This is a genomic window from Paenibacillus auburnensis, from assembly GCF_927798115.1.
In the GTDB taxonomy this organism is placed as follows: Bacteria; Bacillota; Bacilli; order Paenibacillales; family Paenibacillaceae; genus Paenibacillus_AQ; species Paenibacillus_AQ auburnensis.
The window spans coordinates 185174-199661 of the sequence record NZ_CAKMMG010000007.1 but is presented as its reverse complement, the minus strand read 5'-3'; the positions used below and the strand labels follow the sequence as shown (position 1 = coordinate 199661).

The window sequence follows — 14488 nt, the reverse complement described above, 5'->3', positions numbered from 1 at the left end:
GATAGGGCAGCCGGTCGGTATACTCGATCGGCTGCCTTTATTCAACTAACGGGCAGATTACTTAATAAATAGCGACAAGTACCGGTCTTACCAGGCTCTGGCTAAACAAGGATATCAGCATGAAGCCAAGCTGTTTAACCCTGTAGAAAACGCGGATCATCTCAAGTGGCTTCATACGGTCATCTCCAACGCTAAAGCCTTTATTGTGGCACGTTTCACGGTCTTGACTCGAAACATTTGCAAGCGTATCTGGATGAATTCTGCTATCGGTTCAACCGACTAACTCAGTGTTGTGTTTTGTCAAAAACAATAACCCATCCTGACTTAGTTGGATAATCAATATTCATTATTAAGAATTTGAAACTCTCCTTCAGCGAATGTTTTATCCGCATAACCGTCACCCCATTGACAAAGCGCTCTTAGAATCGGCTCAAGCGATTGCCCAAGCTCTGTGGTCGAATATTCAACCCTCGGAGGGACCTGATTGAACATTTTCCTGCTAACAAGTCCATCAGCTTCCAATTCTCTGAGAGTTTGGATAAGCATTTTTTGAGTGATACCATGCACAAGTTGCTTTAATTCGCTCGTTCGTTTCGGACCTTTTATCAAATAGTACAGAACTAGCCCTTTCCATTTCCCCCCAATTACCTCCATGGTAACTTCAAGGTTACAATAATAAACTCTCATGTTGTACATCTCCCTTCAATTACAATTATTACTTTTTAGTTACTATATAACAAAAAAGTGTGTACTATTATTACGGTTACTTTTATTACATAATATCATTTATGAGATGTACTGAACAGTTGTTTGATGACAAAACGACTGACAGACATACTTAAAGCACCTTTAAAAGGAGAGTCATAACATGGGAAAGTTTAATGGGAAAGTGGCAGTTGTTACAGGAGGCACTAGCGGTATCGGGCTTGTAACAGCACAGCTATTTGCTAAAGAAGGGGCGCATGTTTATATCACGGGGCGCAGACAAAGTGAGCTTGATGCGGCTGTGAAGCTGATTGGAGATAATGTAACTGGTATTCAAGGCGACGTTTCCAATCTGGCGGATTTGGACCGGCTGTATAAAGCAGTGAAGAAAGAGAAAGGTCATTTGGACATTCTTTTTGCTAATGCTGGAACGGGGTCATTTCTTCCGTTGGGTGAAATTACGGAGGAGCATTATTACAAAACCTTCGATGTTAATGTAAAAGGAACGATATTCACAGTTCAAAAGGCATTACCCTTGTTTCCGAACAATGTAGGTTCGATTATCCTGACTGGGTCTATGGCAGGTTCAATGGGAATGCCGGCATTCAGTATCTACAGCGCTACAAAAGCGGCAATCAGACAACTAATTCGCAACTGGATTCTTGATTTAAAGGGAACTCAAATTCGTGTTAATGTGGTTAGCCCTGGAACGATTATTACACCAGCTTATGATGAATTATTTGGAGCTGAGCTCGATAATGCTATGGAGTATGCCAAGTCTACAACGCCGTTAGGTAGATTGGGGACATCTGAAGAAATTGCAAAAGCAGTTATGTTCCTAGCTTCCAACGAAAGTAGTTATATCACAGGGACCGAATTGTTTGTGGATGGCGGAACTACACAAATTTAGTTCGGAAGATATACCACTATGATAAAATAATGGTAAGCACGACTCCCAATTTTTGCGTTGGACTGACTGGCTTGCCTGCGCTTATCAGGTGTTGCGAGACAATCCAATGCAGGAGTATGAGTGAACTAACGGGAAACGTTAGTTCAATGAAACAGCGACAGTCTAGGACTTTATTTTTCGTCCTTTGCTGTCGCTATTTTAAGTTTCCAGGATCAGTCTAATCCTTTATCTTCTGCTGCTGGCAAGCCGCAATCTGTACCATTTGCTTCATGAATACCCGTTTACGCTAGGCTGCCCCATCTCTCAAATAATTCATCCACGCGTCTGCCTATATCAGACTCAGACACCGCACTCAGCTTCCCGTCTTCAAAGACGATTCTGCCGCCTACAACGACCGTGGATACGGCTCCGGGCTGCATGGCGTAGACCATGTTGGAGAACAACTCTTTTCTCGGTGCCAGAGACAGATCATGCGTATCAAGCGCCACGAAGTCTGCGTGCTGCCCGATCTCCAGGGACCCGACAGGCAGCCACAGAATTTCTCCGGCGCAGGAGGTTCCCATCCGGTATACCTGATCAGCAGTAATGCACGTGCCGTCCAGCCGGCTGACCTTCTGCAAAAGCGCGCACATGCGCATCTCCTCATACACACTAATCCGGTTGTTGCTGCAGCCGCCGTCCGTGCCGAGCGTTACCCTAACACCTGCCTTCAGCAGATCGGGAATCTGGGTGACCCCGTCCGCCAGGAACATATTGCTGGACGGACAATACGCCAGCGATCCTTTTCTCCGGCCGATCAGCTCAATCTCGGAATCCTCCAGCCAGACCAGATGGATGGCGATCATCCGCTCGTCCAGCACGCCCAGCGAATCAAGATAATGCACAGGCCGGAGTCCGTAGTGCTGCAGCGTCTCTTTGACCTCGAACATTTCCTCAGCTACATGGATATGAAACGGCGTATCCAGCTCCTGAGCCAGCCGGTGGCCGGCCTTGATCATCTCCGGCGAAGCCGCATGCGGACTGTGCGGAGCCGGATGAACCGTAACCATAGGATTGCCCTGATATTTCTTGGCCAGCAGCCTCGTCCGCTCTACAGCTTCATTCACCGTTTCGCGGTAGGCCAGTGGCGCACCTGCCCAGTCGTACATCGTCCGGGCGAAGACCAGGCGGATGCCCAGATCGTTCGCCGCCCGGATCACGGCCTCGTCATGCGCCGTGCCGCCGTTATGCACGTAGAAGAAGTCACTGACCGTTGTCACTCCGTAGCGCAGCATCTCTCCGAATGCGAGCAGCGCACCGGTATAAATGGCTTCCTCATCCAAAAGCGGCGTATACCGGTAAAGCGCCTGATCCCGCCATTCCAGAAAGGGCTTATCAATCGCAATCCCGCGCAGCAGGCTCTGAAACGAGTGATTATGCGAGTTGACGGTGCCGGGGACAATGGCCTTTCCCTTCCACCGGATATGTGTTGCGTCCGGATAACGGTTCAGCAGCGCGTCACGGTCCCCCGTATCTGCTATCCTCCCGCCGTCAACCAGCAAAGCACCGTTTGCTTTAAACTGATCCTGCAAGTACACCGCATCTGCCGAATATATCTTCCGCAAGGGGTTCATCCTCCTGCCTTATAGGCTTAATTGTCCATCCAGTGCCAAAATAGTCTGCAGCAGCACATTGCCGGCCTGCTCAATATCCTCTATGCGGCTCTCCTCCTCCGGGCAGTGGCTTTTCCCGCCAAGGCTGGGTACGAAGAGCATGCCCGCCCTGGTCAAAGCAGCCATATGTGTGGCATCATGACCGGCCATGCTGCCGAGCGTAAGACTCTGAATCCCCAGCCGGCCGGCCTGCTCTGTGAACGACGTGATCAGCAGCGGATCCATCGGCTGGGGCGGCTGATCCAGAATGAGCCGCCGGTTCAGCCGCAGCCCCCTGCGCTCCGCAATGGACACGGCCTGCCTGCCCCAGGATTCCATGACCTCCCCGATCTGCGAGTGCTGCTCTCCTCTGGCCTCCAGATGGAAGACAACCCTCTCCGGAATAATGTTAGCCGCATTCGGCTCGTTCTTAATCCGGCCAACCGTACCGACAACTTCCTCCGCCGGATGCTCCCGGCAGACCGCCTCGAAGGCCAGCATCATTTCGGACGCCCCCATCAGCGCATCCTTGCGGTCCGCCATTAGGGTCGTTCCGGCATGATTCGCTTCTCCCGTGACGGTGATTTCTTCGCGGTAAATGCCGGTGATCGCGGTTACGATCCCAACAGGGACAGCACGGTCCAGCAGCCTTTTGCCCTGCTCAATATGAACCTCAAGAAAAGCCCCCAACTCCTCCGGGCTACGCCGGGCCCGCTCGAAATGCCCGGGATCACCGCCCGCCAGACGCAGCGCATCTGTCAGCAGCTGTCCCTGCTCATTGCGCACCCCGCTGAGATCCTCCCGGCTGAGCTTCCCCGATACCGCCCGGCTGCCAAACGTAGATAGCCCGAAGGGATTCGGCTCCTCAGCACTGAAGGAGACCAGCTCCAGCGGGTGGCGGGTAACGACATGGTTATCCGCCAGCACGCTCATGATTTCCAGAGCCAGCAGAACACCGAGTGCACCATCGTATTTCCCGCCGTTAGGCACCGTATCTATATGGGAGCCGAAGGCAATAACAGGCAGGATATCCGCGGCACCGTTTCTCCGCGCCCAGATATTGGCCGCCTCATCCACCCTAACCTCCAGCTGAAGCCGGAACAGCTCCTGCTCCAGCCATTCCCGTGCGGCCAGCTCAGATGCCGTAAACGTGGTCCGGTCCAGCCCCCCGGTGGCTTCATTGAAGCCAAACCGGGCTAAAGCACCGATATGATTCTGCAGTCTGGCGGCATTAATCCGCAGCTCATTCTTCCGCAAACCGGTCATATGGGCACCCTCTTTCCATCCCGGATCACAACGTCTCCCTTTTTGAGTACCGTATCCGTCAGATTCACAGCATAGTGGTACTGCAGATAGAGATAATTAGGCGCATCGAACATCACAAGATCGGCCTGTTTCCCGACCTCAATGCTGCCGATGGATGCTGCACGACCAATCGCATGAGCGGCATTGATCGTACAAGCGGTCAGCACCTCGGCCGGTGTCATCCGCATCGTTAAGCAGGCCAGATTCATGATAAAAGGCAGCGATTCCGTCGGCGAGGAGCCGGGATTGCGGTCGGTCGACAACGCGACAGGCACACCGGCAGTAATCATCGCCCGCGCATCAGCTGGAGGAGCCATCAGGAAAAAGGCTGTGCCGGGCAGAAGAACGGCGATCACCCCCTGCTCTGCCATCTGCCGGATCCCGTCCTTGGAGGCATGGAGCAGATGGTCGGCCGAGACGGCGCCAAGTTGGGCGGCCAGCTCTGCACCGCCGCAGGACACCAGCTCATCGGCGTGGATTTTCGGCTTCAGCCCCCATCTTTTGCCTGCTTCCAGAATGTCCCGGGACTGCTCAACGGTAAAAACCCCTTCCTCGCAGAACACATCGCAGAACTCCGCCAAGCCTTCACGGGCTACCGCCGGAATCATTTCCTCGGTCACCGTCCGGACAAAAGCATCCGCATCACCCTTATATTCTGCCGGAACCGCATGTGCGCCCATAAACGTCGATACCAGCTCCACCGGATGTGCGGCGTCCAGCCGGCGCGCTACCCGCAATTGCTTCAATTCGTCGTTGAGCCGCAGTCCATACCCGCTCTTCGCTTCGATTGTCGTGACCCCATGGGAGAGGAATCGGTCCAGCCGCCGCACGGTCTCGGCCATCAGCTGCTCCTCCGTGGCTTCACGGGTGCGCTCAGTTGTATACAGAATTCCGCCCCCGGCCTGCAAAATATCCAGATATTTAGCGCCCTGAAGCCGCAGATTCAGCTCAAACTCCCTGGACCCGGCAAAAACGATATGGGTATGCGGGTCAATGAGCCCCGGAGTAACGGTCTTCCCGGCTGCAGACAGTACCGTAACCGACTTATCCCCGGAGTGCTCCTTAACATAACGGTTGGCCTCCCCGCTGCTGCCCACGAACACAAAAATCCCATCATCGATGACAATCCCGCCGTCCTCGATCAGTCCAAGCTCTTCCATTTCTTTCCCCGTCTTCGGCTTTGTGCTGGCTCCGCCCAGCGTAGCAATCTGGGCTGCGCCATGAATATGGATCATATAGGCTGCTCCTTTCCCCTTAGTCCAGCATGGGCATGCGGATACCCTGGGCCCGGGCCGTCTCCACAGCCAGCGGATATCCCGCATCGGCATGGCGGACGACCCCCATGCCGGGGTCTGTCGTCAGCACCCGCTCAAGCCTTGCTTCCGCTTCCTTCGTACCGTCCGCTACCACTACCATTCCCGCGTGTTGCGAGTACCCCATCCCCACGCCTCCGCCATGGTGAAGGGAAACCCAGCTGGCCCCGGCAGCCGTATTGACCATCGCGTTCAGGAGCGGCCAATCGGAGATGGCGTCACTGCCGTCCAGCATAGCCTCGGTCTCCCGGTTCGGTGATGCTACTGATCCGGCGTCGAGATGATCCCGGCCGATTACAACCGGCGCGGAGAGCTCCCCGGAGGCCACCATATCATTGATGATCCGGCCGAACTTGGCCCGTTCGCCATAGCCGAGCCAGCAGATCCGGGCAGGCAGACCCTGGAAGGCAATTTTCTCCCGGGCCAGAGTAATCCATCTCTGCAGGCCTGCATTTTCCGGGAAGGCTTGCATAATCGCTGCATCGGTCTTGTAGATGTCTTCGGGATCACCCGACAGGGCTACCCAGCGGAACGGCCCTTTCCCCTCGCAGAATTGCGGGCGGATATAGGCGGGAACAAAGCCGGGGAAATGAAACGCCTGACTGACGCCCTGATCATAAGCCACCTGGCGGATGTTGTTGCCGTAATCGAAGGTAACGGCACCCTTACTCTGCAATTCAAGCATCGCTTCGACATGCTGGGCGATGCTCTTTTTCGCTAGTGCAATGTATTCCTGCGGGTTCTCCAGCCGGAGCTGCCTTCCGGTCTCGACAGTGAACCCGGCAGGCACATATCCGTTCAGCGGATCATGGGCCGACGTCTGGTCGGTGAGAATGTCCGGAACGAACCCGTGCGCGATCATCCGCGGCAGCAGCTCTGCTGCATTGCCCAAAAGGCCGATGGACAGCGGACGCCCCGCGCTTCTGGCCGCTTCCGCCATGGACAGCGCTTCTTCCATCGTCTCCAATAGCACATCGCAGTACTTGGACTGGATACGTTTCTCGATCCGGGTCCGGTCCACATCAATACCTATGAATACTCCATCATTCATCGTTACGGCCAGCGGCTGGGCACCCCCCATTCCGCCAAGACCTGCACTGAGGGTAATCGTCCCTTTCAGCGTGCCGCCAAAATGCTGTCTGGCACACTCCGCGAACGTCTCATACGTCCCCTGTACAATTCCCTGCGTACCGATGTAGATCCAGCTGCCCGCCGTCATCTGCCCGTACATGGCCAGCCCTTTTTGATCCAGCTCGTGAAAGGTGTCCCAGTTGGCCCAGGCCGGAACCAGATTGGAATTCGCCAGCAGAATACGCGGGGCATCCGGATGGGTACGGAACACGGCTACCGGTTTGCCGGATTGAATCAGCAGCGTTTCATCGTTCGTAAGAGTGGTCAGCGACTGGACGATTGCATCATAGCTGGCCCAGTTGCGGGCTGCTTTGCCAATGCCGCCGTAGACAACCAGCTGCCCGGGATGCTCCGCCACCTCGGGATCCAGATTGTTCATCAGCATGCGCAGCGCGGCTTCCTGCACCCAGCCCTTGGTATTCAGCTTGCTGCCCCTCGGCGCGCGGCAGACTCTCTCCTTGTTATGGCTCATATGGGCTGATCTCCCTTCAAAATAGGCGGTGATTTGCCAAAACTATGTGATGGTGGTCAATTCAATCGATAAGTTTAGCTGGAAAACCTCCCGTTAATTCTTTCATTTTCGGCGCAAATCGGAATTTAGATGGAAAACCTCCCGCTAAATTCCCGAAAAACGCTGAATTTGAGCCATAGGGGTGAAATTAGCGGGAGAAATTCCCACTAGCAACCGTCTCCGCTCCGCCCGGAGGAAATTAGATGGAGGAAATCCCATTACTTCGCCTTCCTCTAGAGGAGTGCGGAGAAGGATACATTTACAGGAAAATCAGTAGAATGCTCATGCTCCTGAAATGAGCTTTCCTTCAGTAAAAATCACTAGAACGTTCATGCTCCTGAAACGAGCTTTCCATCGGAAAGCTTACAGGCGGACGATACCGCTCCTACTGCTCCAATCCCCCCCCTGCGTAATTTGCACGCTTGCTTCGCTTGCTCTGGGGTGGCTTGGAGCTCATCGTTTTTGCATCTGCTCACCTCAAATTTATTTCACACAGGTGCTAAACGGCACCTGGTCCATTAACCCGTCCAGCACCCCGGGCTCCTTCATCCACTCCGCAATGGCGGCAAAATCGCCGGAGAGCACGCGGTCTTCCTTCACCGCCGCCACCTGCTCGCGGCAGCGGTCATAGAGCCATTTTGTGCCTTTGCCGAGCCGCTGCGGCCCCCGGAAGTCGATGGCCTGCGCCGCGCAGAGCAGCTCAATGGCCAGTACGGCATAGGCGTTGTCAACGATTTGCCCTGCCTTGCGTGCACCGATCGTCCCCATGCTGACATGATCCTCCTGATTGCCCGAGGACGGAATGGAGTCCACACTGGCCGGATGAGCCAGCGATTTGTTCTCTGAGACGACAGCGGCTGCGGCGTACTGTGCGATCATGAACCCGGATTGCAGCCCGCCGTTAAGCGTCAGAAACGGGGGCAGCCCCTCGTTCAGCTGCGGGTTGACCAGCCGTTCAATCCTCCGCTCGGCAATATCGGCCAGCTCTGCCGCGCAGACCGACAGATGGTCCATCGGCAGGGCAACCGGCTGGCCGTGGAAGTTCCCGCCGGAGATTACCCGCTCTTCATCGGCAAAAATCAGCGGATTGTCCGTCGCCGAATTCATCTCGATATTCAGCTTCTCCGCGATATAAGCCAGCGCATCCCTGCTCGCCCCGTGAACCTGCGGCGCGCAGCGCAGCGAATAGGCATCCTGCACCCGCTTCTCCCCCTGGTTTGTCATCAGGGTGCTTCCGGCCGTCAGATTCCGGATGTTGGCGGCCGCCTGCTGCTGGCCCTTATGCGGCCGGACGGCATGCGTCGCCGGATCAAAAGCATCCCGTACCGCCAGCAGCGCCTCGCAGGTCAATGCCGCCGCACAGTCCGCCCAGTCCGCCAGCTTCAGCGCATCCCAGCAGGCCAGCGTGCCGACTGCCGTCATGACCTGCGTTCCGTTAATCAGCGCCAGCCCCTCTTTGGCCTCCAGCACGATGGGCGTAAGCCCCGCCTGGGCCAGCGCCTCTGCCCCCGGCAGCCGCACTCCCCGGTAATAGGCTTCGCCTTCACCGATCAGGACGAGTACCATATGCGATAACGGGGCCAGGTCCCCGCTTGCGCCCAGGGAGCCTTTTTCCGGGATCACCGGCACGACGCCCCTGTTAAGCAGTTCTATCATCAGCCGGAGGACCTCCAGGCGGATGCCGGAGTAGCCGAGGGCTAGCGCATTAACCCGCAGCAGCAGGATGGCCCGGACCACCTCCTCCGGAAACGGCGCTCCGATCCCGCAGCTGTGGCTGCGGATCAGGTTAAGCTGCAGCGCCTTCGTATCCTCCGGGGAAATATACGTATCGCTGAATTTGCCGAAGCCTGTGGTCAGGCCGTACACCACTTTTTTCTCCCGCAGCAGTTTCTCTACATAGTTTCGGGTATGCTCCACTTTCCGGCAGCTCTCTTCACTAAGCTCCACGTGGTGGTGGTACCGGGCTACATTGACGACTTCCTCCATGGTTAAAGAATTACCGTATATAAACACTGTATGATTAGCTATTTCTAACATGAGCTTCACCTGCTTTTTGAGTAATAGAAAAAGCCCATACCCTAATAAGAGGTACCGGCTTCTATATTACTAATCACTAAATTACGGCTTGATCATGTTAAGGTGACTTCTTCAGCAATCCACCTGCTAAATATGATTAAAACCAAACCCGATGGCCTCATGCTCAAATCCCTTTTTGGGAGCACCAATCGTCCCGTAGGCACATACCGCAATCCATTCCCCTTCATGCTCCACAGCACCCGACATCTTCCCTCTTACAATGGCAAAAGTCAGCCCCACCGTGCGCAGAATATCGCCGAACTGAACGATGCCGCGGCCAATGCTCTGAATCGCCTCAATGATGGCATGATACAGTGAATGCACCTCCCGGTAGGAACCCGGATCGATAATGTGATTGCTTTTGGCTGCTGTTTCGATGGCTGCGATCACTTTAATCATATCCATAGCCCCGACCCGCCCGATCGTATAGCGGAAGTCCTGCGAAGCCAGCTCCTGCTCAATGACCTTTTTCCATTCATGCTCCTGAAGAACCGCAAGCAGTATAGCTAACTTCCCGATCGGAAAAGATGAAGCGGATGTTTCCCCCATGCAGAAATTCTCCTCGATTCTTTGGCATTGATTGGTATGTCCTGGTTCTTGATTCATAAAAAAAATGCAACCGAAACTAGGAAACCTCTGTCTCCTGATTCTCAGCTACATTCTGTTGACTAATCACTATATATCGCTGAGAAGAATATATACCTGGCTCCAGCATTTGTCAATCGTAAATGTGACCTTATATGACATTGTCAGAGAATAGCAGCAATACCGTCTGCGATCACGTTATATAATATGTCTCTACTGCCTTGATATGATCATGCGCCTGAAAAAAGACCGGCAATCCCCGTGAAAATGGGCATACCGGTCTAACTTTTCTGTATCTACAGCAGGTTTTCGAGCTCCCGGCAGGCTTCCTCGTATGCAGGCCCAAGCTTAGTCAGCTGCTGCACGGCCAAGTCATATTCATCTGCTCTGGCATGAAGTTCAATTAGCGCGCACAGATGGGAAAAATACTGCGCACCGATGCTCAGACTGCCTGATTTCAGGCCGTGGGCAACCGCCGCCATCTCCGGAAGATCCCTCATCGACGCCGCCGCATCCAGTGCCGCCAGCCGAAGAGGGGTATCACTCTTGAAAATCTCTACCAGCATGCGGAGAAATTGCGGCTCTTCTTCACCGTCCATCTCCCGGATGCCGGTCAGCGTGTCTTGCTGGAGGACGGGAATATACGGCTCCCTGCCAAACCATTTGTCCAAAAGCTGCTGCAGCTTCTGCAGACTCAGCGGCTTCACCGCCCAGTCATCTAAGCCAGCCCGGACGAACTGCAACCGGCTCTCCTCCGCCCCGTCTCCGGTCACACCAATGATGGGAATCCTCGGCCTTGCCCCGGATAATTCCTGCTGGCGGATGAGACGAACCGCCTCGTCGCCGTTCATGCCCGGAAGCCTGCTGTCCATCAGAATCAGCCCATACTCCTGCTGCTGCCAGGCTTCTACAGCCTCACTGCCGCTGTCCACCAGATGCACCTCTGTAATCCCCAGCCTCTTGAGCTGCTGCTGCAGCAGTGTGCGGTTCAGCCCATTATCTTCAGCAACCAGTATGGGCAGCGCACTAAATCGGCCCTCCGGTAATGAAGCTTCAGCAGGAGGCTGCGGCTCCGGCAGGATAGACGGTTTGTCCAGCACAAGCCCGAAGGAGAAGGTGGAACCCTGTCCAGGTGAACTATCCACCTTAATTGTTCCGCCCATCAGTTCAACCATCGACTTGCAAATCGACAGCCCGAGTCCGGTACCTTCTGCGGCCTTCTCCCCGTCCCGGCTCATTTGCGAATACGGCTGAAACAGAGCCGCCTGATCCTCCGGCGAGATGCCGATCCCCTCATCCCGGACTGCAAAACAAAGCCTCTGACGGAATTCATCCTCACCGGCCAGACTCACGGTCAGCTCTACTTCCCCGTTCTGCGTGAACTTCACCGCATTGCCGAGCAGATTGATTAGCACTTGAAGGATTTTGGGGGAATCTCCCTCAAGCGTAGCCGCCACACCGCTTCCAATCTTCCATTTCAAAGTATTTCCGCGCTTTACGGCAGCGGGAGAGAGCAGCTTGAAGGCATGCTCCAGCAGATCATGAACGCTGAAGGAGATCTTGTTCAATTCCATTTTTCTGGCTTCAATTTTGGAGATATCGAGCAGATTATTGATCATCTGCAGCAGGTACTGCGCGGAATCACGGATCACCTGCAGATAACTCTGCTGTTCTTCCGCCATCCCCTCTGCCCCGAGCAGCTCGGTCATACCCAGAATACCATTCATAGGTGTGCGGATTTCGTGGCTGACTGTAGCCAGAAACAGGCTTTTCGCCCGGTTGGCCGCTTCAGCCTCTTCCTTCAGCTCCTTAAGCTCGGCATTATTCTTGGCAAGCTGCCGGTGCATCGTAATCAATTCATTGTTCATCGCCGAAAATTCAGCCAAGATTTGTTCTTCCCGCGCTTGGCCGTCAATCACCTGATGCGAGAGATTCTCGATGGTCCCCCTCAGTTTGCGGATTTCCTGCTCATGGTCAATCATTTGGAAATCCCGCCTTCAGTATGGCCTCTTCAGAAACAAGCCGTTCGGCCACCTCCAGTGCAAGCTTCGCGTCCGGGGCATAGCCGTCAGCACCGACCTTCTTCCATAATTCCGTGTCTATATTAAACGGCATACCGCCGACCATAATGCGGAGGCCGTCCAGTTCGCGGCTGCTGCGGATGGACGATATCAGACGAATGACCTCCGATACATGGAAGGTCATCGTAATTGAAATGGCCAGCAGATCAGCAGGCTGCTCCTTCAAATGTCGGACCAGGCCCTCTACGGGCATATTGGAGCCCAGATAGAAGGTATTCCAGCCCTCCATTTCAAAGAAATCAGCCAGCATCCGCAGTCCGATTTCATGAAGCTCTTCACCCACACCAACCGCAACCAGTTTTTTCTTGCCGTTCTGCGCCCGAATCCATTGCGGATAGAGCTGGGAGATGATGCTCTGGGTGCAGGCTGTGCAGTAATGCTCCTGGGCTACCGTAATACGGCCCATCTGCCATAGCCGTCCAATCTCATATTGGGTTTCCTGGAAGATATGCAGATAAATATCGTGGATGGGTATGCCGTCCTTATATAAGCCCAGTACAAACTCCGAAGCCTTACGCCGTTCTCCGTCCAGAAGCAGCTGAAGATATTCATCCGCCTCATGGAAATAAGGCTTCTGCGGCTGAAGAAAGGAGGGCAGACTCCCCTCCCCGCGTGTATGATATATGCCCATGTCCAGATAACTTAGAATCAGCTCTCTTTCGGGCTGCTCTACCCGGGCGCTTATCGCTTCTTTCATCAGATCGAGGTTGATCCGCAAATCCTCGCCCGTTATTTTGTACTGCGCAAGCAGGACTTTCAGCCAGGCAATATAATTAATAAACAGAAGCGGACTCTCCAGCGCCACACTCTGCGCCAGATACCGCAAATGATATAAGGAATCCTGCTTGGTTCTTGCTCTTCCGGAAGGACCGAATCTTTGCTCTAGGTCAGGCTGTCGTTCATACTGGCGTGCAGTGATTTCCTCCGCCAGCTGCTCGGCTATCCCTTTCAGCCGTTCTCCTGCATTCTGCTGATCAAGATGCATGCGGTCACTCCTTTACTGTACAAACGCAAAAATAACGCTTTTTATATTATTATACAATATTTCGCAAGCCTGCCGGGAAAGGCCCAGGAAATCCCTACAATACAAAGGGGGGTACAATATTCCTTCACAGCTTATTCAGCTGCAGGACTGGCTTAGAGCCAGACTGCCGGACAGTCCACGCTGATGCTATTCCTTCATGCTATGCCCCCGCCGTCTAATCATCCGCAAACAGTGCCTGGTAGCGCTCCAACCCATTTGCAGCAAGCTCCGCCTTCGGAACAAAACGGATTGCGGCTGAATAAATCCGGTAATGCAGCTTCGAAGGCTCCGGACCGTCGTAGGATAACTGCCCGAGGTAAGCACCGCTCAGCCTGCTCCGCAGCAATGTCCGCACCCCGCCGCCGCTGTAGTCCGCTTCCCTGCGGACCAGCCCCGGTTCGAGCGGTGAGGTGAACGCGGGCCAGCCGGTGCCTGAATCGAACTTGTCCCGGGAGCTAAACAGCGGATCGCCATTCAGCACATCGGTATAAATGCCGTCTTGATAATGGTTCCAGTACGCATTGTCGTACGCAGGCTCCGTCCCTTTATGCTGAGTCACTTCGTACTGCAGAGCGGTCAGCCGGGAACGCAGCCGCTCCTTGTCTTCACGCCCATTCCAATGGTGTTCAGTGAAATCTCCCCGGCCGGAGCCCTTCAGATACAGCTTATAATCCAGCGGATGAGTCTTATAGTAGTCCTGATGCTCTGCTTCAGCCGGATAAAACGTTTCTGCGGGGAGAATTTCGGTCACAATCGGAGACTTGAACCGCTTCTCTGCCTGAAGCGCAGCTTTGGAAGCCTCCGCCTGGGCCCGCTGCTCTTCACTGTGCACGAAGATAGCCGTCCGGTAGGAACTCCCCCGGTCCATGAACTGGCCGCCCCGGTCTGTCGGATCGATCAGCTGCCAATAGATGTCCAGCAGACGCGTGTACGGAAACAGCTCCGGCTCAAAGGTAATCTGTACAGCCTCGAAATGTCCGGTAGTCTCGGTTCCGACCTCAGCATATGTCGGGTTCCCGGTATGCCCGCCCGTATAGCCGGACACCACGGAGACAATGCCCGGCAGCTCATCAAACGGCTTGACCATACACCAGAAGCAGCCCCCGGCAAAGGTAGCGAGCTGCTGCCCGGTATTCTGCTGATCATTCATCCGGCCTGCCTCCCTTATTTGTTTCAAATTTAATGCTTATGAACTTCATTATAACTGAATATCCTT

Annotated in this window: 11 protein-coding genes and 1 pseudogene; 2 read left to right on the top strand and 10 right to left on the bottom strand. The window is 54.5% G+C overall.

Translation table 11 applies throughout. The features are described 5' to 3' along the window. Positions 1-115 precede the first annotated feature (115 nt). A pseudogene (locus tag L6H70_RS21135) lies at positions 116-336 on the top strand (transposase); the annotation flags it as partial. Here L6H70_RS21135 and L6H70_RS21130 read toward each other — a convergent pair. Beyond that, positions 337-687 carry a winged helix-turn-helix transcriptional regulator gene (locus L6H70_RS21130; RefSeq protein ID WP_236336098.1) on the bottom strand — a complete coding sequence of 117 codons (351 nt, stop codon included), beginning with the start codon at positions 685-687 and terminating at the stop codon, positions 337-339. Positions 688-868: 181 nt separating this feature from the next. Here L6H70_RS21130 and L6H70_RS21125 point away from each other — a divergent pair, with 181 nt between their 5' ends. Next, positions 869-1615, top strand: coding sequence for an SDR family NAD(P)-dependent oxidoreductase (locus L6H70_RS21125; RefSeq protein WP_236336097.1), 747 nt, complete (start codon positions 869-871; stop codon positions 1613-1615). A 281-nt stretch (positions 1616-1896) separates the two neighbouring features. Here the strand turns inward: L6H70_RS21125 and L6H70_RS21120 are convergent, their stop codons facing one another. The 9 genes from L6H70_RS21120 to msrA all read right to left on the bottom strand — a co-directional run bounded on the left by L6H70_RS21120 (position 1897) and on the right by msrA (position 14422). Next, on the bottom strand, positions 1897-3219 hold the full coding sequence (locus tag L6H70_RS21120) for an amidohydrolase family protein (protein ID WP_236336096.1): 1323 nt from the start codon (positions 3217-3219) through the stop codon (positions 1897-1899). 18 nt (positions 3220-3237) lie between these two features. After that, positions 3238-4512, bottom strand: coding sequence for a Zn-dependent hydrolase (locus tag L6H70_RS21115; protein ID WP_236336095.1), 1275 nt, complete (start codon positions 4510-4512; stop codon positions 3238-3240). Further along, entirely contained in the window at positions 4509-5786 is a 1278-nt protein-coding gene (gene hutI, locus L6H70_RS21110; protein WP_236336094.1) for an imidazolonepropionase, read from the bottom strand. Before hutI ends, L6H70_RS21115 begins: the two co-directional genes overlap by 4 nt. Positions 5787-5805: 19 nt before the next feature. Continuing rightward, positions 5806-7467, bottom strand: coding sequence for a urocanate hydratase (gene hutU / locus L6H70_RS21105; RefSeq protein ID WP_236336093.1), 1662 nt, complete (start codon positions 7465-7467; stop codon positions 5806-5808). Between the two features lie 522 nt (positions 7468-7989). Continuing rightward, complete coding sequence (gene hutH / locus L6H70_RS21100; RefSeq protein ID WP_236336092.1) at positions 7990-9543, bottom strand: histidine ammonia-lyase; 1554 nt, start codon at positions 9541-9543, stop codon at positions 7990-7992. Between the two features lie 126 nt (positions 9544-9669). After that, positions 9670-10131 carry a hut operon transcriptional regulator HutP gene (gene hutP, locus L6H70_RS21095; RefSeq protein WP_236336091.1) on the bottom strand — a complete coding sequence of 154 codons (462 nt, stop codon included), beginning with the start codon at positions 10129-10131 and terminating at the stop codon, positions 9670-9672. Between the two features lie 332 nt (positions 10132-10463). Further along, entirely contained in the window at positions 10464-12149 is a 1686-nt protein-coding gene (locus L6H70_RS21090; protein WP_236336090.1) for an ATP-binding protein, read from the bottom strand. Continuing rightward, positions 12142-13233 carry a cobalamin-dependent protein gene (locus L6H70_RS21085; RefSeq protein ID WP_236336089.1) on the bottom strand — a complete coding sequence of 364 codons (1092 nt, stop codon included), beginning with the start codon at positions 13231-13233 and terminating at the stop codon, positions 12142-12144. Before L6H70_RS21085 ends, L6H70_RS21090 begins: the two co-directional genes overlap by 8 nt. A 214-nt stretch (positions 13234-13447) precedes the next feature. Next, on the bottom strand, positions 13448-14422 hold the full coding sequence (gene msrA, locus L6H70_RS21080; RefSeq protein WP_236336088.1) for a peptide-methionine (S)-S-oxide reductase MsrA: 975 nt from the start codon (positions 14420-14422) through the stop codon (positions 13448-13450). Between the last annotated feature and the right edge of the window lie 66 nt (positions 14423-14488).

Bases quoted from the DNA above. Each gene is read 5' to 3' on its own strand.
- L6H70_RS21130 (WP_236336098.1), bottom strand. From the start codon at position 687: ATGAGAGTTTATTATTGTAACCTTGAAGTTACCATGGAGGTAATTGGG.
- L6H70_RS21125 (WP_236336097.1), top strand. From the start codon at position 869: ATGGGAAAGTTTAATGGGAAAGTGGCAGTTGTTACAGGAGGCACTAGC.
- L6H70_RS21115 (WP_236336095.1), bottom strand. From the start codon at position 4,512: ATGACCGGTTTGCGGAAGAATGAGCTGCGGATTAATGCCGCCAGACTG.
- hutI (WP_236336094.1), bottom strand. From the start codon at position 5,786: ATGATCCATATTCATGGCGCAGCCCAGATTGCTACGCTGGGCGGAGCC.
- hutU (WP_236336093.1), bottom strand. From the start codon at position 7,467: ATGAGCCATAACAAGGAGAGAGTCTGCCGCGCGCCGAGGGGCAGCAAG.
- hutH (WP_236336092.1), bottom strand. From the start codon at position 9,543: ATGTTAGAAATAGCTAATCATACAGTGTTTATATACGGTAATTCTTTA.
- hutP (WP_236336091.1), bottom strand. From the start codon at position 10,131: ATGGGGGAAACATCCGCTTCATCTTTTCCGATCGGGAAGTTAGCTATA.
- L6H70_RS21090 (WP_236336090.1), bottom strand. From the start codon at position 12,149: ATGATTGACCATGAGCAGGAAATCCGCAAACTGAGGGGGACCATCGAG.
- L6H70_RS21085 (WP_236336089.1), bottom strand. From the start codon at position 13,233: ATGCATCTTGATCAGCAGAATGCAGGAGAACGGCTGAAAGGGATAGCC.
- msrA (WP_236336088.1), bottom strand. From the start codon at position 14,422: ATGAATGATCAGCAGAATACCGGGCAGCAGCTCGCTACCTTTGCCGGG.